The 23,817-nt window shown below is 61.7% G+C and carries 25 protein-coding genes and 2 pseudogenes; 17 read left to right on the top strand and 10 right to left on the bottom strand.

Annotated features, from left to right (window positions below; genetic code table 11):
- Positions 1–6 precede the first annotated feature (6 nt).
- From ACLB0R_RS16250 to ACLB0R_RS16260, 3 genes are all read right to left on the bottom strand, one after another.
- Positions 7–387, bottom strand: a complete 381-nt coding sequence (locus ACLB0R_RS16250; RefSeq protein WP_006964400.1) for a TrbC/VirB2 family protein — start codon at positions 385–387, stop codon at positions 7–9.
- Positions 388–400: 13 nt separating this feature from the next.
- Entirely contained in the window at positions 401–1,366 is a 966-nt protein-coding gene (trbB, locus tag ACLB0R_RS16255; RefSeq protein ID WP_026149853.1) for a P-type conjugative transfer ATPase TrbB, read from the bottom strand.
- Between the two features lie 106 nt (positions 1,367–1,472).
- Positions 1,473–1,874 (bottom strand): helix-turn-helix domain-containing protein, encoded by a 402-nt coding sequence (locus ACLB0R_RS16260; protein ID WP_019053950.1) that lies wholly within the window; start codon positions 1,872–1,874, stop codon positions 1,473–1,475.
- Positions 1,875–2,387: 513 nt separating this feature from the next.
- Between ACLB0R_RS16260 and ACLB0R_RS16265 the strand changes: the two genes are divergently transcribed.
- The 9 genes from ACLB0R_RS16265 (at position 2,388) to ACLB0R_RS16305 (ending at position 7,939) form a co-directional block, all read left to right on the top strand.
- Positions 2,388–2,627, top strand: a complete 240-nt coding sequence (locus ACLB0R_RS16265) for a hypothetical protein (RefSeq protein ID WP_019053948.1) — start codon at positions 2,388–2,390, stop codon at positions 2,625–2,627.
- A 178-nt stretch (positions 2,628–2,805) separates the two neighbouring features.
- On the top strand, positions 2,806–3,573 hold the full coding sequence (locus ACLB0R_RS16270) for a helix-turn-helix domain-containing protein (RefSeq protein WP_006954207.1): 768 nt from the start codon (positions 2,806–2,808) through the stop codon (positions 3,571–3,573).
- A 339-nt stretch (positions 3,574–3,912) separates the two neighbouring features.
- Positions 3,913–4,326, top strand: a complete 414-nt coding sequence (locus ACLB0R_RS16275; protein WP_006954205.1) for an antirestriction protein — start codon at positions 3,913–3,915, stop codon at positions 4,324–4,326.
- Between the two features lie 68 nt (positions 4,327–4,394).
- Positions 4,395–4,694 carry a hypothetical protein gene (locus ACLB0R_RS16280; protein WP_019053946.1) on the top strand — a complete coding sequence of 100 codons (300 nt, stop codon included), beginning with the start codon at positions 4,395–4,397 and terminating at the stop codon, positions 4,692–4,694.
- A gap of 105 nt (positions 4,695–4,799) precedes the next feature.
- Positions 4,800–5,129 carry a KleE stable inheritance protein gene (gene kleE, locus ACLB0R_RS16285; RefSeq protein ID WP_006954201.1) on the top strand — a complete coding sequence of 110 codons (330 nt, stop codon included), beginning with the start codon at positions 4,800–4,802 and terminating at the stop codon, positions 5,127–5,129.
- The gene (locus ACLB0R_RS16290; protein ID WP_019053944.1) at positions 5,122–5,421 is read left to right on the top strand and encodes a TrfB-related DNA-binding protein; all 300 of its coding nucleotides are present in this window, start codon (positions 5,122–5,124) and stop codon (positions 5,419–5,421) included. Before kleE ends, ACLB0R_RS16290 begins: the two co-directional genes overlap by 8 nt.
- Positions 5,418–6,164 carry a ParA family protein gene (locus tag ACLB0R_RS16295; protein WP_006954197.1) on the top strand — a complete coding sequence of 249 codons (747 nt, stop codon included), beginning with the start codon at positions 5,418–5,420 and terminating at the stop codon, positions 6,162–6,164. The genes ACLB0R_RS16290 and ACLB0R_RS16295 overlap by 4 nt, the downstream gene beginning before the upstream one ends.
- Positions 6,165–6,166: 2 nt before the next feature.
- On the top strand, positions 6,167–7,189 hold the full coding sequence (locus ACLB0R_RS16300; protein WP_006954195.1) for a ParB/RepB/Spo0J family partition protein: 1,023 nt from the start codon (positions 6,167–6,169) through the stop codon (positions 7,187–7,189).
- Positions 7,190–7,306: 117 nt separating this feature from the next.
- Positions 7,307–7,939 (top strand): IncP plasmid survival protein KfrC family protein, encoded by a 633-nt coding sequence (locus ACLB0R_RS16305; RefSeq protein ID WP_006954193.1) that lies wholly within the window; start codon positions 7,307–7,309, stop codon positions 7,937–7,939.
- A gap of 30 nt (positions 7,940–7,969) precedes the next feature.
- On the opposite strand, the gene ACLB0R_RS16310 is transcribed toward ACLB0R_RS16305, so the two are convergent.
- From ACLB0R_RS16310 to ACLB0R_RS16320, 3 genes are read right to left on the bottom strand one after another with little or no spacing between them, the layout of a single operon-like run.
- Positions 7,970–8,410, bottom strand: coding sequence for a conjugal transfer protein TraM (locus ACLB0R_RS16310; protein WP_006954192.1), 441 nt, complete (start codon positions 8,408–8,410; stop codon positions 7,970–7,972).
- Entirely contained in the window at positions 8,410–9,135 is a 726-nt protein-coding gene (locus ACLB0R_RS16315; protein WP_006954191.1) for an ArsA-related P-loop ATPase, read from the bottom strand. The genes ACLB0R_RS16310 and ACLB0R_RS16315 overlap by 1 nt, the downstream gene beginning before the upstream one ends.
- Entirely contained in the window at positions 9,132–9,512 is a 381-nt protein-coding gene (locus ACLB0R_RS16320) for a TraK family protein (RefSeq protein WP_196805621.1), read from the bottom strand. The genes ACLB0R_RS16315 and ACLB0R_RS16320 overlap by 4 nt, the downstream gene beginning before the upstream one ends.
- A 320-nt stretch (positions 9,513–9,832) precedes the next feature.
- Here ACLB0R_RS16320 and ACLB0R_RS16325 point away from each other — a divergent pair, with 320 nt between their 5' ends.
- From ACLB0R_RS16325 to ACLB0R_RS16355, 7 genes and pseudogenes are all read left to right on the top strand, one after another.
- Positions 9,833–10,219, top strand: a complete 387-nt coding sequence (locus tag ACLB0R_RS16325; RefSeq protein ID WP_006954189.1) for a plasmid mobilization protein — start codon at positions 9,833–9,835, stop codon at positions 10,217–10,219.
- Between the two features lie 16 nt (positions 10,220–10,235).
- Positions 10,236–12,554: a TraI/MobA(P) family conjugative relaxase gene (gene traI / locus ACLB0R_RS16330; RefSeq protein WP_006954188.1), complete on the top strand. Its 2,319-nt coding sequence runs from the start codon at positions 10,236–10,238 to the stop codon at positions 12,552–12,554.
- A 21-nt stretch (positions 12,555–12,575) separates the two neighbouring features.
- Positions 12,576–14,468: a type IV secretory system conjugative DNA transfer family protein gene (locus ACLB0R_RS16335; protein ID WP_006954187.1), complete on the top strand. Its 1,893-nt coding sequence runs from the start codon at positions 12,576–12,578 to the stop codon at positions 14,466–14,468.
- The gene (gene traF / locus ACLB0R_RS16340; RefSeq protein WP_006954186.1) at positions 14,465–14,998 is read left to right on the top strand and encodes a conjugative transfer signal peptidase TraF; all 534 of its coding nucleotides are present in this window, start codon (positions 14,465–14,467) and stop codon (positions 14,996–14,998) included. The genes ACLB0R_RS16335 and traF overlap by 4 nt, the downstream gene beginning before the upstream one ends.
- A 4-nt stretch (positions 14,999–15,002) precedes the next feature.
- Positions 15,003–17,183 carry a DNA topoisomerase 3 gene (locus tag ACLB0R_RS16345; protein ID WP_006954185.1) on the top strand — a complete coding sequence of 727 codons (2,181 nt, stop codon included), beginning with the start codon at positions 15,003–15,005 and terminating at the stop codon, positions 17,181–17,183.
- Positions 17,180–17,431, top strand: a complete 252-nt coding sequence (locus ACLB0R_RS16350; RefSeq protein ID WP_006954184.1) for a hypothetical protein — start codon at positions 17,180–17,182, stop codon at positions 17,429–17,431. The genes ACLB0R_RS16345 and ACLB0R_RS16350 overlap by 4 nt, the downstream gene beginning before the upstream one ends.
- 18 nt (positions 17,432–17,449) lie before the next feature.
- Positions 17,450–18,076: pseudogene (locus ACLB0R_RS16355) on the top strand (ArdC family protein); the annotation flags it as partial.
- Positions 18,077–18,207: 131 nt separating this feature from the next.
- On the opposite strand, the gene ACLB0R_RS16360 reads toward ACLB0R_RS16355, so the two are convergent.
- The 4 genes from ACLB0R_RS16360 to ACLB0R_RS16375 are packed head-to-tail and all read right to left on the bottom strand — an operon-like array spanning position 18,208 to position 23,369.
- The gene (locus ACLB0R_RS16360) at positions 18,208–18,579 is read right to left on the bottom strand and encodes a hypothetical protein (RefSeq protein WP_298674892.1); all 372 of its coding nucleotides are present in this window, start codon (positions 18,577–18,579) and stop codon (positions 18,208–18,210) included.
- 58 nt (positions 18,580–18,637) lie between these two features.
- The gene (locus ACLB0R_RS16365) at positions 18,638–20,419 is read right to left on the bottom strand and encodes a hypothetical protein (RefSeq protein WP_240456262.1); all 1,782 of its coding nucleotides are present in this window, start codon (positions 20,417–20,419) and stop codon (positions 18,638–18,640) included.
- 44 nt (positions 20,420–20,463) lie between these two features.
- Entirely contained in the window at positions 20,464–22,236 is a 1,773-nt protein-coding gene (locus tag ACLB0R_RS16370; RefSeq protein WP_184107145.1) for a site-specific integrase, read from the bottom strand.
- Entirely contained in the window at positions 22,236–23,369 is a 1,134-nt protein-coding gene (locus tag ACLB0R_RS16375; protein WP_184107147.1) for a tyrosine-type recombinase/integrase, read from the bottom strand. Before ACLB0R_RS16375 ends, ACLB0R_RS16370 begins: the two co-directional genes overlap by 1 nt.
- A 139-nt stretch (positions 23,370–23,508) precedes the next feature.
- Here ACLB0R_RS16375 and ACLB0R_RS16380 point away from each other — a divergent pair.
- Positions 23,509–23,805 (top strand): annotated as a pseudogene (locus ACLB0R_RS16380) (zincin-like metallopeptidase domain-containing protein); the annotation flags it as partial.
- Between the last annotated feature and the right edge of the window lie 12 nt (positions 23,806–23,817).

The following is a 23,817-nucleotide window of genomic DNA, read 5'->3' on the forward strand; positions in this document are numbered from 1 at the left end:
TCCCCTTTAGCCTGCCAGCGCGGGCGAAGCGGTGCCGGTAATCACCGCACCGCCGCCCGTGATGGAGGACAGGACCGAGTTAGCGCCGACGAGCATCGAGGCGACGAGGACGATCAGCAACAGCGTTCGCACAAAGCCGTTGAGATCGCCGCCGAAGATCAGGACACCACCGGCAACGACGATGCCGACGAGGGCGAAGGTATAACCGACGGTGCCGGTCATCGACTGGCGCACCTTGGTCAGATAGGATTCGTAAGGCAGGCCGCCCGTGGTATCCGAGGCCCAAGCCGCGTGAGGCCAGAGCAGGAGCATGACGAGCGCCAGCCCCAGCATACCCCATATGAGCGCCTTACGGCGGGCGGCGGCGTCATTCCAAAACAACGTCATATGTCATGCTCCTTCACAGTTTGCGCAAAATGTATTTCCCATCCACGAAGCCCCCGACTTCCAGCAGGCTTTCAATGCGGCGACCCTCTGGCGTGCGCGCGATGTGGACGATCAAATGCACCGCATCACCAATCAGCGGCTCAATCGGCCGTGGTGAATCGGGGTGCATACTGATGAGCATTTGGAGCCTGCTAAGGCCCGCTTCGGCGTTGTTGGCGTGCAGCGTGGCCGCTCCGCCCTCGTGGCCGGTGTTCCACGCCATGAGCAGGTCGAGGGCTTCCGGGCCGCGCACCTCGCCCACTAGGATACGATCGGGCCGCATCCGCAGCGTGGTTTTGAGCAGCGCCGTCATGGTGATTTGCGGGGACGTGTGGAACTGGACGTAGTTTTCAGCGGCGCATTGAATCTCGCCGGTATCTTCAATGATTACGAGCCGTTCGGTCGGGTCCGCGTCCACCATCCCGTTGATAATGGCATTCACTAGCGTTGTTTTGCCGCTGCCGGTGCCGCCAATCACCAGAATGTTGCGGTGCGCGCGGATAGCCTCATGGATGAGGCTGCATTGCTCCGCCGTCATAATCCCGCCCTCCACATATTGTTCGAGGGTAAAGATCGCCACGGCGCGTTTTCGGATGGCGAAGGTCGGCGCGGGCACGACCGGGGGCATCTGTCCGGCGAAGCGCGAGCCATCTATAGGAAACTCGCCTTCCAGAACCGGGGAGGCCCGCGTCACTTCCTTGTTATGATAGCCAGCGACCGCCTTGATGATCGCCTCGGCCCGGCTTGGGGCGACCTTACCGATGCAGATCATGCGTTCGCCAAGGCGTTCCAGCCATAGCTTGCCATCGGCGTTCAGGATCAGCTCAACGGTTTTGGGGTCGGCAAGCGCATCCAACATAAGCGGTTGCATGGAGCGGCGAAGCATCTCCTTCGCACGCTCTTTTACCGTATCTTGAGCGGGTTCCCCCTTGGCCTCCATGAAGCACCGTCCCTGCCAAAACAAAATGGACGCAAGGGATATACCGGAATTTTCATGGAGGCAACCAGAACGATTGCAAAGAATTAGGTTCAGATTGGGGGGATTGTCAGGACCGACGCAACTTAGCGTGGGCAGCCTTGTGCCATTGTGCTATCTGAAACGCTTGATGATCCGTGACGATAGCGGAAACGCGCTTATAACCGGGAGGAAGCCCCAGCTTTTTATCTTCTTTTGATAAGGTATCGGCTAGGCTGGCGTCCCAGCCATCGGTGCCGATAGGCGGCGGTTCCAGTAGCGCGACAAGCGGGACTTCCAGAGCATTTGCGATGGCGGCGATTGTTTCGAGCGACGGGTTTCCCTTACCGGCTGTAACGTCAGATACGAAGGACACAGACAGCCCCGCGTTCTCCGCGAGGTCTTTTTTCTTGAGCCGTCTTAAGGCCAAGAAGCGGTTAATGTTAATCGCGAGAACCTTCCGATACACAGGTTCGGTTTCTTTCTTCCGCAAGGGGGTTGGTTTTAGCCGCTAAAATTCCGGGTAGCTGCGGAGGATATGCCGGAGCGCGCGAGAAAGGAAGCGGTATGACGCCGAATATGATTGTTTATAGCATCATTTTTGGACGAGCCGGGCCGAGCGCGCGAGCGCGCATAACGGGTGGCAGCGAACGGATTGAAAGAAGAAAGTGACGCGCGAGAGACAAGATCAGGCTTCCGCGTAATTCTCTTTGGCGTCCATTCCGTAAATGCTCGCAGGATCGAGCGCAGGCCCCAAGATGCTAATTGCCGATCAGATCGCGGCGACCAATTTTGAAAATTACGGCTGTAGCGCGTAGCTCGATAATGTAAGGCTATAGCTTCGATTCTTTCAGTTGGTAGGCCCAAGAAGCCACTCGTTGATGCTCTTGAACTGCGGACTTCGACGTAAACGCAGACCGCTTTTCTATATATGTCTTTCAGTCGCCAGCATATTTTTTCAGCACTGAATTGCCAGAACCTTTAATGTCCTTTAAGCCGGGGCATTATGGCGAATCATACGCAACTCAAACCCTCCACGCTGTCCCAGCGCAAACGCGCCAAGGCACAGAGCGAGCAGGGCTTTAAGCGCATGAGTTTGGCCTTGTCCCCTAAAGCCGTCGAGATCGTGGAGAGGGTGAAAGCCAGCAAGGGATTCACGTCCCGCGAGGCTGCAATCAACGCGATCCTAGAGCGGATCGGGGACGATATGTTTCTGCAACAGGAGTTTCTGGCCGTGAGTGGATAAGAAAATGCCCGGCTCGAAGCCGGGCACCCTCAAAACCGCTTAGTGGGACAGTGCGCCAACACTGAACCTACAGACAATTTCCCACTTAGCGGTTTTCGGACTTCGGTTCAAGGGCGCTTGATTCGCGCAACGGGATTTTTTTGCCTGTCTCCCGGCCCTTCGCAAAGGAGGGACGACGATGAGTGACACCAGAAGAAAAGGGCCGCTGGCGATCGGGGAGCTGACCCAGCAGCTTTTCGGCCGAGCCTATGGCGACCGTAGCCGGGGCGGGAAGCACATCACCAAGGCCCGCGTGCGCGGCGGCAGCAAGGAAGCCGGGAGCGACGTAGAAAAGGGCTTCCTCGCGGCGCGAGACACCAAGACGCGCAAGGGATGCTGGCGTGCGATCAATCTGGCGTTTGAAAAGGGCCGCGCCCTGCGCGCGGAGCTGCGGCGCGAGCCGCGCGAGATAACGCAGTTCGAGCACTATTGCATGAGCATCACCAATTCCACGATCCGGGTGTATCAAGCCCTGTTGCGGATGGAGGAGCGTTTCAGGGGCAACGTGGTGCCCAGCTATGAAATGATAGCCGAATGGGCGACCGTCTCTAGGGCCACCGTCGCAAGGGCCTTGAACGCCCTTACCAGCATCGGCTTGCTGGCGCGCCTGCGGCGCTACGTCCACACCGTCACAGAGGACGGGGCGCGATCAGAGCAGACCTCCAATGCCTATCGGGTGGAATTGCCGAGGATGCTTCTCGAATTGCTCGACCGGCGCAAGCGCCCTGCCCCGGTGCCCGACGACGAGGCCCAGCGCCTACAGGACCGGCTTGAAGATGAGGCTTGGATGCTCTCCCGGTTGAGCAAGGCCGATTACATACGGGAGACGACGACATGCAAGGCCACAGCGGAGGCCCTAATCAGCCTATGGAACGGCATTTGCGCCCGTGATGGCGTTGTTGCCTAGCCGTGAGTCTCATAATGGTTCTGAACCTCCCCTTGAGTTTATTTATCTAAGGTGATGCGGAGTTGCGCTAGTCGCGCAACGCTTAATTGAGACTGTTTGAACACCAAAAAGGGGGTAAGGCTCCGATTTGGGGAGCTGACATGCGTGTCCATTCGGGGCGCGGATAGCGGCACTCTGTAAAACTGCGGGGCAGCGACCAAATATGCCTTGCGATGGAGGCCATTTTAGCGGCTAAAAGATTTTCATGGCGGGCGAGCGTAACTTGACAGCAACCGGGAAACTTCCAATATATCGGATATGGCCGGGCTATGGTGCCAAGGTCGAAACCGGAGAAGTCCGATGAGCAACAGAGAGAGAATTGCCGCCGTGCTGGTTGGCGAAGAAGACCGGATTATGTGCCTGCCCCGGCTGTTCGGGCTGGCGCGCATGATCGAGGTCGAGGCCGTCACCTATGGCTATATGTCCAAGCTATCCGCCGACTACACGGGCGCATATTGGCATTTCTACACCCTATCGAACGGCGGGTTCTACATGGCCCCCGGCGATCAGCCCCAATATCGTCTGGAATGGGACGGCAACGGCTTCTCTGGCGACGTTTCGGCCGACGCGGCGGGCCTTATAGCCACCCTGTTCATGCTGGGGCATATGCACGAAAAATACGGCGAGGATCAATTTGCCCAGCTCTATGCGTGGGCATCTGCCTATGCCGCCCAACATTCGGAAGCGGGGCCGATCGGTGCCGCGCTCGACTAGCGCCACAGGGGGGCAGCGTGCCCCCCTTCCCTTCCCTGCCTATCGGGCATATTCCTCATTCGGCCGCCATGAGGAGCAACGCCAGCGAAGGAACAGACGCGCGCATGATTGATGTTCGGCCAGATTGCCTATTGCCCGCCGATCAGGGGTGGCAGCAGCCGACGCCGGATGAGGTAAGGGCGGTCCTCAAAGCAGCGGACATGACAGGGGGCAGCGCGTCCAAGTTTCTAGGCTTGAGCAATACCCGCGTTATTCGGCGCTGGACGGGCGGCGACGATCAGATTCCCTATTCGGCATGGGCGCTGTTGTGCGCGGCTGCGGGCTTGGGAAATATTTGGGAACACCAGAACGACGATTTTAGCGGCTAAAATTATTGCCGTTCAGACTTTACGGGGGCTTGACACGGTTCGGGATGCTGTCATTATATCGGTTGTGACCGGGCAACCCGCCAAGGTCGAAACCGGAGTATTCCGATGAAGGCGAAAATTCCCCCGCTGCCCGCACGTTTTGCGGTCATGCGGCTTCCCAATCCTCCACCCGCATGGGAGGGCAACCGCGTGGATTACGTCATTGCGGCCGTCTGGACGTTCGGAGTCCTGATCTGGACCGTCGCGCGTTTCATCATCCCGCTTGTCGTCTTCTGGCAGTTCTGCCGGATGCTCTGGTATTGGAACACGCCGGATGTTCATGCCGGTTGGCAGTTCCTCGCCTATTATGCGGTCTATATCGCCCTCTACATCTTCCTTGGCGTCTATGAGCCGAAGCTATACCGCGAGAAGAATCGCGGCAGGCGCAATGGATAAACGCTTGAGCGCGTCGGCCTTTGAGCAAGCTGCTGGACGGCTCAATATCGCGGCGCGTCCGCTCGACATGGCGCGCGCCGTTCTGGTGGACGGCGAGGCCCAATCGGCCGTGGCGAAGCGCGAAGGCGTGTCCCGCAATGCCGTTTGTCTGGCGGTCAACCGGATTTGGAACGCGCATAGCGAGGTTCCCGAAGGTTTCGAGCGTGTGACGGCGATTTTACCGAAACATAAAGCCTTCCTTGTGCGGCAATGGCAGCGCGAGGCGGTGGAAAGATTGGACGCCAAACGATGAAAACACTTGTCATAGCGAACCAGAAAGGCGGCGTTGGTAAAACTTCAACGACCGTTCATCTTGCCTATTACTTCAAAGAACAGGGGTTGAAGGTCGCAGTTATTGACTTGGACACCCAAGGAAATGCCAGCTTCACCCTTGGCGAATATGATAGCGGAGCCTTGGCGAGCGGCCTTTTCGATGCCGTGTCACAATTCGACCTGGCTAACGCCGAGGGGATTGCTGTCTTTTCCGCCGACGCGCGGTTGGCCGATCTTGAGAAACTAGATCTCGGTGCGGCTGCTGGCGCGTTCAAGCGCAGTCTGGCCGTGATCGAGGCGGAAGGCTTTGACGTGTGCCTGATAGATACCCCCCCGTCCCTTGGGGTCCGAATGGCAGCGGCGTTGCTATCGGCCGACTTTGCGGCCTCGCCCATCGAGCTTGAAGCCTACAGTTTGCAGGGCATTGAGAAGATGGTGACGACGATCGCCAATATCCGGCGCGCGAACCCGGCGCTGCAATTCCTTGGCATGATACCGAGCAAGGTTGATGGCCGGAATCCCCGGCACGGGCAGCACCTTGACGAGCTGACCCGTGCTTATCCCCAGTTGGTCATTCCGACGCCGATCGGAAACCGGAGCAGCGTTGCGGACGCGCTGGCGTCGGGCTTGCCGGTTTGGTCGATCAAACGGACTTCGGCGCGGAAAGCGGCGCAGGAAATGCGAGCGATGGCCCGCCACATTCAAGAAAAGATGGAGATTTGACGATGGCCGACAACACCGAGGACAAGAAGCCGGGCAAATCGTCCACCAAAGCCGCGCAGAAGCCCGCGCAGAACGCGGGGCTAGGGTTGGAGGGGTTGGGCGACCTTTCGAGCCTCCTAGCCTCTCCTGCGGCCCCGGAGGGCGGTTCTGGCGCTCCGCTCGAATTGGAGCTGGCGCTGATTGACGAAGACCCGAACCAGCCCCGCAAGCAGTTTGACGAAAATTCGCTGGCGGAAATGGCCGAGACGATCAGGGAGCGCGGCGTGAAGACGCCTATTTCCGTTCGGCCCAATCCCAAGGTGGAGGGGCGCTATCTCATCAACCACGGCGCGCGCCGCTATCGCGCGTCCCTGTTGGCCGAGAAAGTGACAATTCCGGGCTTCATCGACCCCGATTATACCGAGGCCGATCAGGTCATTGAGAATTTGCAGCGGGACGCTCTCACGGCCCGCGAGATTGCCGACTACATCGGCCGCGAGCTGGCCAACGGGAAAAAGAAGGGCGAGATTGCCAAGGCCATCGGGAAATCCCCGGCCTTTGTCACCCAGCACGCGGCATTGCTCGATTTGCCGGAGCCGATCGCCAAGGCGTTCCAGAGCGGGCGTTGCAAGGACGTGACGTTGATCTATGACCTTGTGGGCCTCCACAAGAAGCATAGCGAGGGCGTTGCGCGCTGGCTGGCCGATGCCGATCAGGAGATTACGCGCGGATCGGTGCGGCTCTTGAAGGAGTTCCTTGAGTCCGGCTTGAGCGGCGAGGCCGAGGAGGAATCGGGCGACGACGAGGGCAACGGCGGCGCTAGTGACGACGCCGGGGCCGGAGAGGAGAAGGAACCGAAGGAGGAAGACCCGCTAAAGCTGAAAAAGGCCATTGTGCAGGTTTCTCATAACAAGCGCCCTGCCCGTCTGATCCTGAATAAGCGGCCCTCGCGCGATGGCGTGGCGTGGATCAAGTATGAAGACAGCGGCGAGGAAACCGAGGCCGATCTTGGAAAAGTGCAGCTTCTTGCGCTTCTTGAAGGATAGTCCCCTCCCCTGCCCAGCCTTACAGGCCCCGCTTGTGCGGGGCCTTTTTTATGGCGCGAGAGGTAAGAAAATCGGATATAGTGCAAGCTAGAAATTTTAGCCGCTAAAGGAACGGCCATGCAGGACACGCCGATTGCAGACCCGGACAAGTTTTCACTGGACGAGGGAACGGGCGACCCACAGGCCGACGCCGACCGGCTGTTAGACGAGGCGCGCACGCTGGATAGTCAGGAAACGGCAGCTATCGCCACCGCGCCAACCGAGGAAACCTATAACGCCCAGCTACAGACGGTCATTGAGGAGAAGGTTGAACAGGCGAACCAGATCGAGGACCGCCTAGAAAGCATGATGGAGCAGCAAACCGCCCGTTTGCAGCAAATCCAGCAGCAGCCCCCCGGCTTCCTGTCCCTGCCCGGCAAGCGCCAAGCATGGCAGGCCCGGATTGCCAACGCGCAAGCGGCCGTGCAGCGGATCGCGGTAAGGCTGGAAGCCGTGCGCGAAATCCGCGACGGCATGGCCGTTCACGGCCCGCGCGTGGAGACGATCGCAGCGGCCAAGCTCGAATATCGAGAGCCGAAACTTGTCGATGATTTCGAGGAGCTGATGCAGGCACGTCGGTTGCATGAGCTGCACATGCGCGCGGAGCGGGAGAAAGAACAGATCAGGGAAAAGACGATCGAGCGCGGCGCGGACGATCGGAAACCGGCAGGCCGCACGCTCGCGCGCGGATTGGCGAGAGATGGGGGATAGTGCGACATGGGGGAGGGGCCTTCGCTGGCGTCAATGATGGAACAGGGCGGCGGCCAACACTACCAGCGCCGCGATCAGCGTCAGGCCCGACGCTAGGAGATTGCGGTTAGCGACGGCCCGGCCATCGTTTAGGGGCTTTTGCAGCCCCGTCCCGATATGCTCCCCCACTTCCTTGATGATCGCCTTCGCTGCGGCCCCCATACGCTCGTTCATGGCGGCTTCCGAGGCGTCCAGCGCCGCGTTCAGCACCGATTCCGCCTTGTCGGTGATAGCAATCGACCAACGATTGCTCATGTCTTCCAGCTCGCTTTTGAACGCCTTTAGTTGCTCCTCCTGCGCATCGGCGCTTTCGCCCAGCAACATCGCGTTGATGGTTTGCAGGATCATCAAGGGATCATCGGCGGACAGCGTGACCCCGTGCTGGCGCGAGATTTCCGCGATCAGCGCCGCGATTTTTTCGTGATCGGCCATTACACGACCTTAGCCTTGTCGAGTTCAGCAAAGACCGCATCACGAACGCGGCCGAGGCGGTGACGCTGCATCAGGGCTATGTCGCCATCGGCAAGCGTTTCCTCAAAAGTCTTGCGTGCGGCCAGCATGTCCCGAACGTCCGCCCCGAAGGTTTCCTTTCTCAGATCGGGGAGGGTGACGATCGCGGCGACCCGATCCTTTAGCTCCCGGTAGGCTTTGAGCTGTTCAAAACTCTTACCCTCTGCCTCGACAGGCCCATGATAGGGGTTGAGCCACACGACGATTGCAGCCGGATCGGGGAAGGCTTCGGCTACCGAGGCGAAGCCTTGAAGCGTGTCGATCAGCGATTGCCCGCCTACGATAATGGTATGCAGGACGAGCTTATGGCCCAGATCGGCAATCACGTCAGGCGCACCGTTGTCGAACATATAGGAGGATAGGGCGCTGTAGCTGCTCGCGCCGCTGTCAATGACCACCGATTCCTTGGAACCGGCGATCATTTCCATCATGGCGTCGAATTTGCGCGGGTTTATGTCGCCGTTTTCCAGCAGCTCGACCTTGGACACGTTGAGGGACTGAAACCCGGCAAGGGTGGCGTTGATCGGATCGGTATCAATGCAGAGCGGGCTTTCGCCTCGCTTGGTCAGATATTGGGCCAGCATCGAGGCGGCGAGCGACTTGCCCACACCTCCCTTGCCCTGCAAAACTATGTGGACGTTGCTCATACCAAATCCTCTTTGTTCGGAGTGGCCGGGTGATTGAAGCGCGCCGGTTTGGGCCGGGGCGGCGGATCAGCTTCGGCCGAGGCCGTTGCTGATCGGGAAGGGGAGGGGGGCGCTGGAGGTGCCTTGGGCGGTTCCCCGGTAGCTGGCGCGCGATACCGGCGAACGTATTTGGCGAACCACGCATAGCCGAAGCTAATGCGGCCTTCCTCCGTCAGCAGCTCCCATATGCCGCGCACCGGCCATCCTTCCGCAAGGGCTGCATCTATGTCCGATCGAGCGGCGAGGAATTGCGCGAGGTTCCGGTTTTTGCCCCCCGGCTCCCGTGAGGCCGCCCGTTCGCGCAATCGCTCCGTGAAGGATTTCCCGCTGTCTGTCATTTCCACCTACGATATTTTTCGGCGCATAATCGGCTATAAAGCGTTCATAAACCGGCCACGAACCGATGAACTCCCGCTATATCGTATTTTTCTGCCAGATTAGGCCGTGTGGCGCTAGATATTTTCGGGGGTGAACGATATATGATCGTTCCAGCAACAGTTTCTATTTGGCGTCTAAACGTCGAAGACGGGGCAGGATAGGTAATGGAGGCATCCACGCAAGCGCGGACACCCCCATTACTCCCCTTATTCGCACCGGGGGCGCTCAACGGGAATCCTGCTCTGCGAGGCCCGCCGCTACCGCGTCGAAAGGGAGAGAGTTGAACGACAAGCCCAAGGCCAAACGCGAGCGGCACCACGTCAAGATATGGTGCAGCGCGGAGGAGAAAGCGGAGATCGAAGCCGCCGCGCAGGCAACCGGCTTGAGCGCATCCACCTATCTCCGCGTCCTTGGATTAGGGCATGAGCCGCGCCCTCTGATCGACATAGAACAGGGGCGCGAGTTGGTGCGCGTGAATGGCGACCTTGGCCGCCTTGGCGGCCTGTTGAAGCTATGGCTTACCGACGACGCCAAGTTGGAGGAGATGGCCCCGGAGCGGATGCCGGTTATCATCCGGGGCGTGCTGGCCAAAATCGAGGCCAATCAGGAGGAGTTATCCGGCATCATTCGGAAGGTCTTGCGCTCCCGGCAAGATTTTAGCGGCTAAAAAAGGGGCCGCGCCGATGATCGCAAAACACGTCCCCATGAAGGCGACTTCCAAGAGCGATTTTGGCGGGTTGGTGCGATACATCACCAGCGCGCAGGGACGTGACGAGCGCGTGGGTCTGGTGACTGTCACCAACTGCAACGGCCATACGCCAGAAGATGCTGCGCAGGACGTTATGCTTGTCCAATCCGCCAACCAGCGGGCGGCGTCGGATAAGACCTACCACTTGATTATTTCCTTCCGGCCCGGCGAGAATCCCAGCGCCGAGGTTATGCGTGACATAGAGGAGGCGGTATGCGCCGCGTTGGGCTTTGCCGAGCATCAACGGGTTAGCGCCGTCCACCACGACACCGACAACACGCATATTCATCTAGCGATCAACAAGATTCACCCTGTCCGGCACACGATCCACGCGCCGTTGCGGGATTATCAAACCCTTGCCGCTGTTTGTGAGCGGCTAGAGGTCAAGCACGGGTTAGAGCCGGATAATCATGCGGCCCGGCAGCGCGCGGGAGAAGCACGCGCGCGCGACATGGAGCAGATCGCGGGCACGGAAAGCCTGATAGGTTGGGCGCAGCGGAATTGCGCCGAGCCATTGAAGGCCGCCGCGAGTTGGGCCGAGTTGCACCAGATCGCGGCCAATTTCGGCTTGTCGGTGCAGGCGCGCGGCAACGGCCTGATATTTGCGGCGATGGACGGAACGACCGTAAAGGCCAGCTCCATCGCGCGCGAACTGTCAAAAGGGGCGCTAGAGAAACGCTTGGGAGCCTTCCAGAGCGCACAGGGAGGGGAGGGGGCACCGAAGGCCCGTCAGACCTATGAAAAGCGCCCCGTGCCCTCCCGTATCGACACCAGCGCCCTATTCTCCGCCTACCGCGAGCAGCAGGGCACACGCGCCACGCGCCGAAAGGTCGAGCTGGCCGAGGCCGCAGCCAAGCGCCGCGCGGCCATTGAACAGGTGAAGCGCATCGGGAGGACGAAGCGGGCGGCGATAAAGCTGCTAGGTGGCGGCCCGGTTGTTAAGCGCCTCAATTACGCATTGGCGGCCCGCTCCACCAAGGCCGCCATTGCCAAGATTGTCGCCGCCCACGGGCGGGAACGGGAGCGCATTGCGTCGCGCAATTCCCGGCGCGGGTGGAATGACTGGCTACAGGAGCAGGCCAAGGCAGGCGACCAGACCGCCCTTGAGGCCCTGCGCGCGCGGGAGGGGCGGCGCACAGCCCCCAATGACGCGCTGCATATAGCCGCCATGCCGACCGCAGCGCATCCCGCAGCGATCAGGCAAGACCACATCACTAAGCGCGGGACGATCATCTACCGCACCGCCAATGCAGCGGTGCGCGATGATGGCCAGCGCCTGCATGTATCGCGCGGGGCGCAGATCGAGGGCGTTGTTGCCGCCTTGCGGCTTGCGCACGAACGCTATGGCGACAGGCTGGCGATCAGCGGCAGCGATCAATTCAAGGCCCTTGTGGTGGAAGCCGCCGCCCGTTCGGCCATGCCCATCACTTTCGCGGACCCCGATCTAGAGGCCCGCCGTCAAAATATCAGGCAAGAGGAGCGTGCGCGTGACAGACAAATCATTGGACGAGGAGATAGAGGCGGCGCTGGCGTTGTTGGGCGAAACGCCGTCAATGGCGCTGGACGAGACGCCAGCGCCACAGCACCAGGTCGAAACGGGACATTCCGACCCGGAGCCGTCAGCGCCGGAGGAACCAACGCCGGAACCGGCCTTGCAGCCGGAGGAGCCAGCATCGCCGCCGTTGGAATTGGTCACGCACAGCCCGCCAGAAATGGACATTCTAGCGCCGGAGGAGCCGAGGCCCCCAGCGAGCGCGCCGTTAAGCCCAACATTGGCCGCGTTGGACGAGAGCCGCCGCCCGAAAGCCGAGGTAGTTTGCGCGACCTGTCCAAACTCGGTCTGGTTCAGCACGCCGAGCGAGGTAGCTTGCTATTGCCGCGTCATGTTCATTCAGACGTGGACGACCAAAAAGCCCGGCCAGATCGTCTTGTGCGACGGGACGACGATCGGCCGCGAATGAGCGACGATCAGGCCAGAGCAGCGGATAAATACATTGCGGAACGTAATGCGAAGCGTCACATTGGAATGGATATACCGGCGCATCGGCTGTTCACTGGCGATCATGGGCCGCTGATTTACGCCGGGACGCGACAAATCGAAGGGCAGAAATTGATACTCCTAAGAGATGGCGCTGACATGCTTGTGCTGCCCGTGGACGCGCGCAGCGCCGCCCGCGCGGGCAAGCTGGCGATTGGCGAGCCGATCGAGATTGCCAGCAACGGCACCGTCAAAAGCAAGGGGCGCAGCCGGTAACGGCCGCGAGAAGGGCAAAGCATGGCAAAGAAGCGCAATACAGCCATCGGGCCGCAAGTGCGGGAGCGCGGAAGCAAGGGCGATAATCGCCCGTTGCTGGCGGCCCTTGTGGCCGGTTCCGCCCTTGGAGGCTTATGGAGCGCAACGCAGATGTTCGCGCACCAGATGGCCTATCAGGCTACCTTGGGGCCGAACGCGGGCCATATCTATGCCCCGTGGCGTTTCCTGCAATGGTTCAGCAAATGGAGCGAGGTTCCGGCGCTGAAACCCGCCTTCGGGCAAGCCGTGGGCGTGGGCACCGTGGTTTTCGGCGTGGGCGTCCTGATAACCGCTGCTGTCAAACTGGCGAAATCGAACGCCGGGAAGGGCAATGCCTATCTGCATGGATCGGCCCGCTGGGCCGACATGGAGGACATTCGCGCGGCCAGCCTCGTTGAAAATGATGGGGTCTATATTGGCGCATATCAGGAGAAGAACGGGAAGACGGTCTATCTACGCCATTCCGGCCCGGAGCATTGCCTAACCTATGCCCCGACCCGATCGGGGAAGGGCGTGGGCCTTGTCATCCCGACGCTGCTTTCGTGGCCGCATAGCGCCGTCATCACCGATTTGAAGGGCGAGCTATGGGCGTTGACCGCCGGTTGGAGGAAGCAGCACGCCAACCAGATCGTCATGCGGTTTGAACCGGCCAGCTCGCGCGGCTCCGCCCACTGGAACCCGCTGGACGAAATCAGGGTAGGGACTGACAACGAAGTCGCAGACGTTCAGAATCTCGCTACGCTGATAGTGGACCCGGACGGGAAGGGGGTCGAAAGCCATTGGCAAAAGACCTCGCGGGCGCTTCTGGTAGGCGTGATCCTGCATGTCATCTACAAAGCCAAGCATGGCGGCAACGCGGCGACCTTGGCCGAAGTGGATGCCGTATTGGCCGATCCGGTTCGGCCCGCGCAGGAAGTTTGGGAGGAAATGCTTACGTTCGGCCATTTGCCGGGCGGCAAAAATCATCCCGTTGTCGGCAAAGCCGCACGCGCCCAGCTCAATCGCCCCGATGATGAGGGCGGATCGGTTCTATCGACCGCGCAGAGCTATCTAGAATTATATCAAGACCCGGTTGTGGCCGCGAATACCGCCACTTCCGATTTTCTCATTCGTGACCTGATGAACAGCGAGAGGCCGGTTAGCCTCTACATCATCACCCAGCCCACGGATAAGGACCGGCTGCGCCCGCTTGTCCGCGTCATGCTCAACATGATGGTGCGTATCCTCGCGCCCAAGCAGGAGTTCGAGGAGGGCCGCGTAGTTCAGAGCTACAAGCACCGCGCGCTATTTATGATTGATGAGTTTCCCAGCCTTGGGAAACTTGGAATCATTCAGGAGTCCTTGGCGTTCGCCGCAGGCTACGGCCTGAAATTCTATCTCATTTGTCAGGACACCAACCAGCTTAGGAGCCGGGAAACCGGCTATGGGCCGGATGAGCTGATAACCTCCAATGCTCATATCCAGAACGCCTATCCGCCCAACCGCGTTGAGACGGCCGAGCATCTTTCCAAACTCACCGGGCAGACCACCGTTCTTAAAGAGCAAATCACTAAAAGCACGGGACGCGGGGGCGGGGGGTTCTTTGGTGGCACCGTGTCCAAGACCGTGCAGGAAACCCAGCGCCCGCTTTTGACGCCGGATGAGTGCATGAGGATGCCGGGGCCGAAGAAGACCCCGGACGGAGATATTTCGGAAGCGGGCGACATGCTGATTTATGTCGCAGGCTATCCCATGATCTACGGCCGTCAGCCCCTCTATTTCCAAGACCCGACCTTTAGTGCCCGCGCCAAGATTCCCGCGCCGGATCGGAGCGACACGATCAGGGGCAATCAAGCGCCGAAGCCGCCCGAAGGGGGCCGGAGGATCAAACTATGAAGCGGCCGAGCTTCGCCAAGGTCAGCCGCTATGCGGTTTGTGGCGTGGCGGGGGCCATGATCGCCATGCTTGGCGCGAAGGCGGCGGGCCTTCGCTTCAACGCTACGCCGAGCATCCCGCTAGGCGTCTATCGGGCGACGGGCGGGACCGCGCAAAAGGGCGATCTTGTGGCGTTCTGTCCGCCCGCAGCGCCGCCCTTTTTGGAGGCGTTGCGTAGGCGCTACATCGAACCCGGCGACTGCCCCAGCGGAAGCTATGAAATGATGAAGCGGATTTTAGCCGCTAAAGGCGACCGCGTTCAGATTGGCGGGCAGGGCGTGCGGATCAACGGCCGCCTTGTCCCCGACAGCGCTCCGCAGCTTGCCGATGGGGCAGGGCGGGCCTTGCCCCGGCTCAATGCCGATTGGACGCTAGGCGACGGGGAAATCCTTGTCCTTGGCGATGGCGCGGCCTCTTTCGACGGCCGCTATTTCGGGCCGATCAGCGCGCGGCAAGTGACCGCCCCTATCAAACCCGTAGTGACGTGGTGACGGCATGAGCGGGGAGATCATTGTCATTGCTGAAAAGCCCGAACTCGCGCGGGCCATTGCCGAGGGCCTTGGGGGAGGGGCGCGACAAGACGGCTTCATAGATTGCGGCCGTCATTATGTGACATGGGCGATCGGCCACATGCTTGAGCTGGTGGACCCGCAAGACCCGTGGAACATGGCCGCGCTGCCGATCAGCTTCATCCCGTGGGAAAAGCGGCCCGTCGCCAAGACGAGCGCCCAGCTCCGCACGATCGGCAAACTCCTCAAATCGGCGCGGAGCGTCATTCACGCGGGCGACCCCGACGATGAGGGCCAGCTTATTGTTGACGAGATTCTGCAATGGGCCGGGAGCCGGTTGCCGGTCCAACGCCTGCTAATCAATGACAACAATCTAAAGGTTGTGCAGCGGGCCTTGGCGTCCATGCGGGATAACCGTGAATTTGCCGGGTTGTCCGCATCGGCCGAGGCGCGCAGCGTGGGCGACTTGCTCTATGGCGTGAACATGACCCGCGCCTATACCCTCGCGGCGCAGGCGCGGGGGTTTCAGGGCGTTCTTAGCGTCGGCCGCGTGCAGACCCCTATCTTGGGCCTTGTCGTCCGCCGTGACCGCGATTTTGAGGCGCACACCAAGAGCTATTATTACACGGTTTCGGGCCAGTTCAGTTTCGCCGGGCTGACCTTTCCCGCGCGCTACCAGATCGGAGAGGGCGACCCGGTTGATGAGCAGCGCCGCTTGATCGACCGCAATTTTGCGACGGCGGTAGCCGGGGCGGTGCAGGGGCAACCGGCTCGCATCGCCAGCGCCAAGACCACGGCGAAAGAGGCAGCGCCGCCGCTGCCCTACAACCTCTTGAAGCTGCAAACCGATGCCGCACGGAAATTCGGCTATAAGCCCAATCAGGTGAAGGACATTACGCAGGCGTTGCGGGAGAAGCATCGCCTTATCACCTACAACCGCAGCGACAGCGAATATTTGAGTGATGAGCAGCACGCGGACGCCCCCGGCGTGCTGGCGGCCGTCGCCGCGACGGTCCCGATGCTGGCGGCGATCGCGCAGCGCGCGGACCCGGCGATAAAAAGCCGTGCCTTCAACTCGCAGAAGGTTTCCGCGCATCACGCCATCATTCCGACCGAAGCCACGGCCGATTTTGCCGCGCTGACAGAGCCGGAGCAGCGAACCTATATGCTGATCGCGCGCGCCTATGTCGCGCAGTTCTGGCCCGCGAACCAATATGACCAGACCGAAATCGAGATAGAGGTTGCGGGTCACGCCTTTGCCGCGCGGGGCAAGGTTGTGACCAAGCCGGGTTGGACGGTTCTCTATAAGAACGATGTAGGCAATGAGGACATTGCCGAGGACGAGGACACCCTTGCGGCCGATTTGCGTTCGATCGCGTCGGGCATGGCCGGGCAATGCCTTTCCGCCAGCGCCGACCAGCAGGAAACCAAGCCCAAGCCGCTCTATACGATGGCCACGCTTTTGACCGACCTAACGCGGGTGGCCAAATATGTTCGGGACGAGCGGCTTAGGAAACTCCTGATCGAGAAGGACAAGGGGAAGGCGGGCGAGCATGGCGGAATTGGAACCCCGGCGACCCGCGACAGCATCATAGCCACGCTTTTCGATCGCGGCTTTTTGATCGAGAAGGGCAAGAATATCATCAGCTCCCCGCAGGCGCGCGGCTTCTATGACGCCTTGCCGGATCAGGCGAAATTTCCCGACATGACCGCCATTTGGCACGAACAGCAGCGCGCGATTGCCGAGGGCAAGAGCGATGCCATGACATTCGTTCGCGGACTGGCCGATTATGTCGGCCGCGAGGTCGCGCGGGTGAAAGAGCAGGGCCTTGCCATAGCGATCGACGCGCCGCCTTGCCCGTCATGTTCCAAGCCGCTGCGCCGGATCAAAGGGAGCAAGGGCTATTTTTGGTCCTGCACCGGCTATGCCGACGGCTGTAAATTCACCGCCAATGACAAGGCGGGCAAGCCGGAGCTGGTGAAGGCTCCCGCGCCCGTGCCGTCGCAGCAGCACAAATGCCAAGCGTGCGGCGCTGGCCTAGTGCGGCGTCCTTCCGCGAAAAAGAAGGGGGCCTTCTGGTGGAGTTGCAGCGCCTATCCCGGCTGCAAACAGACCTATTTCGACAACAAGGGACAGCCCGATTTCAGCAAAGGAGAACGAGCATGACGGATCAACCCAATGCGCAGGACGTGCCCACCCTTGACGAGCTGGTGACGCGCAAACTTGCCGACGCCGAGACTCCCGGCGCGGTTGTGGAGTTCGACCCGGAGGAGGCGGAGCGGGCGGGGGCCTTTGTTGAGGATGCCATGAGCGAGGCCGACGCGCGCGAGGCCGAGGAAGGGCTTGATGGTGACGCGGAGCCGATCGCCACGGGACGCGGCGAATTGATCGCGGCAGCGCGCAACGCCGACTAATCGGGAGGAGGCGAGGATATGGCCGAGGGCAAGATACCTTTTCACCAGCGCGTTGCCGACAAGCTGATAGAGCAGTTGAAGCAGGGCACCGCCCCTTGGCAAAAGCCTTGGGAGGCGACGGGCAGCAGCGGGTTGCCGTTCAACCCCACCACGGGGAAACGCTATCGCGGCGTCAATGTCCTCAATCTCATGTCCGAGGGCCGGGCTGATAATCGCTGGCTGACATACAAGCAGGCCGCAGCCCAAGGCGCACAGGTGCGGAAGGGCGAGAAAGGCTCCCTTGTCCAATACTGGCAGTTCGAGGAGGAGCGGGTAGTTCGGGACGAGAGCGGTAAGCCCGTTCTGGATGCCGAGGGTCGCCAGAGGAAAGAGAAGGTCGAGCTTGAGCGGCCCCGTGCGTTTTATGCCGTGGTGTTCAACGCCGAGCAGATCGACGGGCTTGCCCCGATCGTCACCACTACGCACGAATGGAATCCGGTGGAGCGGGCCGAGGCCATCTTGCGGGCGTCGGGCGCGAAAATCACCGAGGAAGCGGGCGACCGCGCCTATTATCGGCCTTCGACCGACAGCATCACCTTGCCGTTGCGGAGCCAGTTTCCGAGCGCGGATCGGTTCTACGCCACGGCGCTCCATGAAGTAGGTAACATCGCAAGTGTCCTTGTCGCGGGCGGCGCGGGCGAGGGTGCTGTAGAACGATACCTCCGCCATCTTCACTGCGGCGAGCAAAGCCCAGGCGGGGGTCGACTGGATGCACGCACAGCAGCCGGCGCTGCAACTCAGCGCTGCGGCGTAATTGGGATTGCGGCGGGTGCGTCCGGCATCCGCCGTAGGCTGCCGGCGAGCCGGTCCTCGGCCGTCCTCGCGCGATGAAGCAGCGTCAGGTTCTCGCTCGCCAAAAGACGCTTCTCTTCCGCATGACGGCGCGCGGCTGCCCTCAGGTCCGCCAGATCGGATTCAAGCTCGGCGATGCGCGCTGCCAGATCGGTCGCCGGTGTTGGGCCACCCGCCGCCGCCTCGATCTCGTCGAGGATGTCGCGATGGGTCGTGTAGAGCGGATTGCGGCTACGCCCAGCCTCGCGCGCGACCGAAGCCGGGCTGATCCGCACGACGCGCCCAGCATGATCGGCATGCCGCCCTTCGCCGCGCACAAGTCTGGCGAGTGCAGCCCGGTAGCTCCTTGCGACCGCGTCAGATCGGCGCAACGCATCAGTTCCCCTCATATTGCCCTCCGATCTTTGCCAGCACGCCGTCGCACTGTTCGATCGCCTCGGTCAGCACCGCCGCTGTCATCGCTCCGGCTCGGGGAAGCAGGGCAGCATTGCGCGCACGCCGATCTCGCCAGTAGCCGGCATGCTGCTCCTCAACGACCATATTCGCGCACGACAGGCACACCGCTGGCGCCCTCCCGGCTTCGCTCGGCCCGGCCTCACCGCCGCAGCGCGCCGTTTCCTGCTGGAACACGCACCAGCCATAATCGCAGGCATGCACCCGGAGATCGGTCTCCGCGAGGATAAATGCGATATAGTCGCGCCGGACCTGCTCACCGGCACGGCCGCGGAACCGGACATTGCCGGCAACGATACGCTCCCCCATCCGGCCACCAAGGCGCTTGCTGGTCAGCATTTGATCGAGCGCTGCGGCGGTTTCGGCGCGGCTCTCATGGTCGATAAGGCCGTGCAGATCGAAGTCGTTCCCCACATAGCTTCGGGCCGTCATCGCGACCGACGCATGCTTGAAGTGCTCGGCCAGCCCGAGAAGCTGTGATCGATCCCGCCGTGCCACGAACCGAGCGAAGGTCTTGCGGAACTGGTGCGTGCTGAACGACCAAGGCTTTCCTTCATGTTCGGGCACGCCGACGTGCCGCGCGAAGTCGTTGATCCGCCAACCGATGTGCATGTGGGTCACCGGCACGATCTCGCCATATTGCGTGTTCTTGACCAGGAAGATTTCATCGCGTCCCGACGCGGCACGCAGCGGGGCGCTCAGCTGTTCGAGCAGATCGACGGCCCGCACCACCGGCGCGGGGGCAACCCAGCGTTCCTCCCGCCCCTCGGGATGGTCTACCGTCTTGAACAACCGCGCCACCACATAGGCCTGATCCACGCCGGTCTCGCCGATCGGGCGGTATTCGATCGCCCCGACCTTCATCGACAGGATCTCGCTCACCCGCATCCCGACGAAGCCCGCGATGACGATGTAGCAGGCTTCGACGAGGTGGCATGCGGCGTGACGGACGGCGTAAGCGCCATCCAACTTGTCCCCCAGCGGTCCCGTCAGATGCGCTTGCCGCAGCGCCCTGCGCACATAGTAGGAGGCTTGGCGGGAGATGCCGGTAGCGAGGCCGATGGCCCTGGCTCGTAAGCGGATCGTTTCAGCCTCGATGATCGTCTCGCCATGCTCCTCCACCCAGCGCAACGCTTCGCCAAGGATCGCGACGGCGACCTCATCCGGGATGAACGGGATTGTCCCTTTGGTCGCGCGCGTGACGCCCGCCGCCTCGAAGGTCGTGTCCAACGGCAGCGGATCGACGCGCGGAGCATCGCTCAGCTTGGTTCTTTGCCGATAGAGATCCTTTATGGCGAGCAGGTAGTTGCTCACCGTGCTTGGGCTGACCCGCGCCTTTCCATTGCGGGCGGGACGACCGCGCAACCAAACGCACAGGCGATCGACAGCGCTCGGGTCGATGTCGGAGAAGCGGCGCAGCCCCTCGATCGCCATCCACCCGATCAGCGTGCGCAGAATCAGGCCTTTCATATGAAGCGACGCGAGCGATGATCGCTTTCGTCCCGCTGGCGGATCGACGCGCATCGACCAGAGGAAGTGCTTCGCGGCATGGATCAGGGCCGCGCGCTCCCCGATGCCGATCCTCGCATCCTTTGGCATCGCAACGACCCAGCGCAGCCGGTTCTGATCGGCGCGGCGACCCGACGTCCTGATGTCGAGGCGCCATTCGTCGTCGCCGAATCGGCTCCAGGGCGAGACGGCCATATCTTCCCAGGCCGGCGCCCCCGCCCTCGTTTGTGGCCGCACGCTCATTCGATCGGCGGCAGCACGGGCAGCGCACGGTCGACCGCTGCATCATGCAGCGTGTCCGGGAAGCGCGGCAGAATATCGCGTTCGAGGATCTCCAGTTTGGGGGCATAGAGCAGCCGCCAACGACCCGGCACCATCCCGTTTCGCGCGTCGATCAGCGCCGATCGCGTCGCGTTAAGCCGAACCAGCATCTCCACATCGAGCGGGATGACCGCGTTCTGGCAGGTGAAGCACCCCAGCCAGGCCGTGCAGAGTTGGCCCGCACGCTGGCCTTCCGCCGCCCCACCCATCGGATCGGCGCAGATGAAGCCCGAGGCCGACGCACGGCGAACGTCGACGTCAGGCTGTTCGGGTATTTCCGCATCCGGCTCCCCCCGCACGATCTCGACGAACCGGGCCTGCAAGGCGCCAACGGCGATGGCTTGGGCTTGTCGGACGAGCGGCCGATCCACATAACGCTGCGTGGTGTCCGGCGTCGCATGGTTCGCCAGCGCCTGGGTTTTCAGGATATCATGGCCCAGCCTCTCATGCGCCAGCGTCAGCCCAGATGCCCGAAGCGCGGCGATGCTCAGTTGCAAGGGCCTGCCCAGATCGTCTCGCAGATCGTGACGCTTCACGAAGCGCCGGACATGCGCCGATACCAGATAGTTCGGTATCACGCCGACGATCCGCGAGCTGTTCATATTGTCGATCAGGAACAGGCGGTCCCGGTCCTCGGGCCGCGCATGCGGGATGAGCGCAGCCGTCATTGCCAGCACTTGCTCGATCAACGTCGGGACCGAGAAGCTCTTATCCTTGAGGAAGCTGCGCCGTTGTTCGCGGCTCGAGCGCCCTTTGCTCCAGGTGACGAGCACGCGGCCGTCAAGCAGGAGGTGCTCGCTCATGCAGTCGCGACGAAGCAAGCGCAGCGCTTCGGCATTGGCGTAGGTCTGCGCGCCGATCGCGATCATGTAGGGCACGATCGTTTCCGGCATCATGTAGAGATGAGCCGCCACCTTCAGATTGGCGCCATGGCGCAGCATCGCGAAGTGAAGGCGCCACAGTTTCGCTCCCGGCTTCGACATCACCCGCGTCGGTGGCACGATCCCGCCGAACCGATCGCAGATTATCGCAAGCAGAACCCCGATATCGTCCAGATCAAGCCGCGCCAGATCGTCCTCAGCCGCGATCGCGGCACGGTCGAGGCGCGCAAGCGCCGCGCACCCAGCCTGGAACACCGCCCAGCTGGCAGTGATATCGGCGCGGGCTGCGGCTAGCACGCGCTCCATCTCGTTTCGGCTCAGCACCGCTCGAGGCGGTGTCTCGGCATTCTTGCGTGGGAAGGCGTTGAACGGGATATCAAGGTCGGAGTGGGTCAGCTCGGGCCGGTTTCGCTGCAACCATGCGATCAACTGCTTGATGCACGACCATGCCCCATGTCTCGTCGCCTTCACCCAGGGTTTGGTATCGAGCGATGCGATGAACGCGCGCAGCACCGCTGTATCGACGTCACGCATCGACGTGATTGCATCATCATGTTCCTTGATGAACGAGAACCACAGGGGAAGCCGACGATAGGTGCTGATGCGAGTTGACGCTGCTTTGTCGCCAAGATGATGTCGGAACGCCAGCGCCAGCTCGGCCGCCATCGGCACTTTTCCGAACATTGTAAAATCGAACGAACGCTTGAGCGTGCCGTCTGCTTGTACGAAGTTGACGACGAGCGTACCGGGCTCGCTGATCAGCGGGATCGGCGATGGTGCGACCCGATAATTCTTCCGGCGGCGTGCCACTACAGCAGTGCCGCATAGAGATCATCGACTGAGGATTCGATGATCGAGAGGTCGGTTGCGACGACGCGGAGGTAGATCGCTGTGGTCGCAAGATCGGCGTGCCCCATCAACACCTGCAGCGCGAGCAGCGGATTGAGGTCCGGATGGGTTTGTGCCTCGCGCTGCAGGAACCTCAGCATCGCTACCGCGAACGTGTGGCGCAGCGCATGGAACGTCGCCGGTACGCCTGCGCCGTCTGCCGCCGCTTTGAACATCGCGCCAACCCGCCGGGGCGTCATCGGCTGCCCCCTTACGGTCAGGAACAGCGCGTCAGGGTCAGTGGGCCCAGCGCGAGCTTGCATTTTTCTAACCGTGACGGCGCGCTCCTCCCGCACATAAGCCCACGTCCGATCCAGAAGCGTGGGCGGCGGATAGATGACGCGGGCTTTTCCGCCCTTTGTTGCGTCGATTCGCACCGGCATCATCGGTTCGGCGCAGGCCTTCGGAAGAAGGCGGAGTTTCAACCCGGCGATCTCCATGCGCCTTATCCCGGTCGTGACCGCCCATTCGACAACGAGCCGGTCCCTGACCGGCATTTCCGCTATGATCCGCCGGATCGCCGACGGCGCCAGCGGACGCGGCAGCATCGTCACATGGCGCACGGTCAGCTCGTTGACGCGCTCGCGGCCGCCACTCGCATCGATATGAGCGAAGAAGCCTGGCGGGCGGCTTCGCGACAGTGCGACGTCGCTTGCCGTAAACGGCGTTCGATCAATCAGGCCGGTCCCGGCACACCAGTGGTAGAACCGGGCGATGGTGCGCAACCGGCCATTGATCGTACTGCGCGCCAGCGGCTTTTCGTCGTCATCAGGTGGATGCAACATATTGTCCCGGTATGCTGCGATCTCACCAGAGCCGACACTGTCCCAGCGCCAGTCATTCGCCTCAATCGTCTGCCACCAGTCATAGAGCGCTTCGCCGTAGGTGCGCCAGGTCTCGGGGCTGCGCGTCCGCCCACGCACCAGCGCGACATGCATCAGCCAGGCACAGGCCGGCTCGATCAGTCGCATTTTCGCGTCGAGCAGCATCGGCACGCCCAGAACCGATGAGCCATCGGGCCTGAACGTTTCTGCCGAGAACAACAACTCCGCCATACCTCTCCTCGATCGCTGCCGAATGGGGTGGGCCCTCGGGCCCACCCCATTCGGCGAAGAAGGAGAGTGGGGCCTGTGCAGGGTGTCCTTCTGGATAGCCCTGAAAGGACAGAAAGGACATCCTGTGGGCAGGACCTAACACGAGTCCGGCCACGCCACAGGGGCAAAGCATCGGCTCGACCGCAACTTCCAGGACCGGTTCAAGCGCGATTGGCTGCCGATCGAAGAAGCCTGCGCCGAACTCACCGCATCGTTCGTCCTGGCGGACCTCGGCATTGCCCATCATCCGCGCCCCGATCACGCCGCCTATGTGGCATCGTGGCTCAGTGCTCTGAAGAAAGATCCACGGGCGATCTTCACCGCCGCCAGCAAGGCCCAGCAAGCCGCCGACTGGATGTGGGCGCAGCAGCCCCAGCGCGAGGAGTTGGCAGCATGACCAGCACCTCCG

Origin of the sequence: Sphingomonas sp. GlSt437 (assembly GCF_048015635.2) — a bacterium.
Taxonomy (GTDB): Bacteria; Pseudomonadota; Alphaproteobacteria; order Sphingomonadales; family Sphingomonadaceae; genus Sphingomonas.

Bases quoted from the DNA above. Each gene is read 5' to 3' on its own strand.
- ACLB0R_RS16250 (WP_006964400.1), bottom strand. From the start codon at position 387: ATGACGTTGTTTTGGAATGACGCCGCCGCCCGCCGTAAGGCGCTCATA.
- trbB (WP_026149853.1), bottom strand. From the start codon at position 1,366: ATGGAGGCCAAGGGGGAACCCGCTCAAGATACGGTAAAAGAGCGTGCG.
- ACLB0R_RS16265 (WP_019053948.1), top strand. From the start codon at position 2,388: ATGGCGAATCATACGCAACTCAAACCCTCCACGCTGTCCCAGCGCAAA.
- ACLB0R_RS16270 (WP_006954207.1), top strand. From the start codon at position 2,806: ATGAGTGACACCAGAAGAAAAGGGCCGCTGGCGATCGGGGAGCTGACC.
- ACLB0R_RS16275 (WP_006954205.1), top strand. From the start codon at position 3,913: ATGAGCAACAGAGAGAGAATTGCCGCCGTGCTGGTTGGCGAAGAAGAC.
- ACLB0R_RS16280 (WP_019053946.1), top strand. From the start codon at position 4,395: ATGAGGAGCAACGCCAGCGAAGGAACAGACGCGCGCATGATTGATGTT.
- kleE (WP_006954201.1), top strand. From the start codon at position 4,800: ATGAAGGCGAAAATTCCCCCGCTGCCCGCACGTTTTGCGGTCATGCGG.
- ACLB0R_RS16290 (WP_019053944.1), top strand. From the start codon at position 5,122: ATGGATAAACGCTTGAGCGCGTCGGCCTTTGAGCAAGCTGCTGGACGG.
- ACLB0R_RS16295 (WP_006954197.1), top strand. From the start codon at position 5,418: ATGAAAACACTTGTCATAGCGAACCAGAAAGGCGGCGTTGGTAAAACT.
- ACLB0R_RS16300 (WP_006954195.1), top strand. From the start codon at position 6,167: ATGGCCGACAACACCGAGGACAAGAAGCCGGGCAAATCGTCCACCAAA.
- ACLB0R_RS16305 (WP_006954193.1), top strand. From the start codon at position 7,307: ATGCAGGACACGCCGATTGCAGACCCGGACAAGTTTTCACTGGACGAG.
- ACLB0R_RS16310 (WP_006954192.1), bottom strand. From the start codon at position 8,410: ATGGCCGATCACGAAAAAATCGCGGCGCTGATCGCGGAAATCTCGCGC.
- ACLB0R_RS16315 (WP_006954191.1), bottom strand. From the start codon at position 9,135: ATGAGCAACGTCCACATAGTTTTGCAGGGCAAGGGAGGTGTGGGCAAG.
- ACLB0R_RS16320 (WP_196805621.1), bottom strand. From the start codon at position 9,512: ATGACAGACAGCGGGAAATCCTTCACGGAGCGATTGCGCGAACGGGCG.
- traI (WP_006954188.1), top strand. From the start codon at position 10,236: ATGATCGCAAAACACGTCCCCATGAAGGCGACTTCCAAGAGCGATTTT.
- ACLB0R_RS16335 (WP_006954187.1), top strand. From the start codon at position 12,576: ATGGCAAAGAAGCGCAATACAGCCATCGGGCCGCAAGTGCGGGAGCGC.
- traF (WP_006954186.1), top strand. From the start codon at position 14,465: ATGAAGCGGCCGAGCTTCGCCAAGGTCAGCCGCTATGCGGTTTGTGGC.
- ACLB0R_RS16345 (WP_006954185.1), top strand. From the start codon at position 15,003: ATGAGCGGGGAGATCATTGTCATTGCTGAAAAGCCCGAACTCGCGCGG.
- ACLB0R_RS16350 (WP_006954184.1), top strand. From the start codon at position 17,180: ATGACGGATCAACCCAATGCGCAGGACGTGCCCACCCTTGACGAGCTG.
- ACLB0R_RS16365 (WP_240456262.1), bottom strand. From the start codon at position 20,419: ATGGCCGTCTCGCCCTGGAGCCGATTCGGCGACGACGAATGGCGCCTC.
- ACLB0R_RS16375 (WP_184107147.1), bottom strand. From the start codon at position 23,369: ATGGCGGAGTTGTTGTTCTCGGCAGAAACGTTCAGGCCCGATGGCTCA.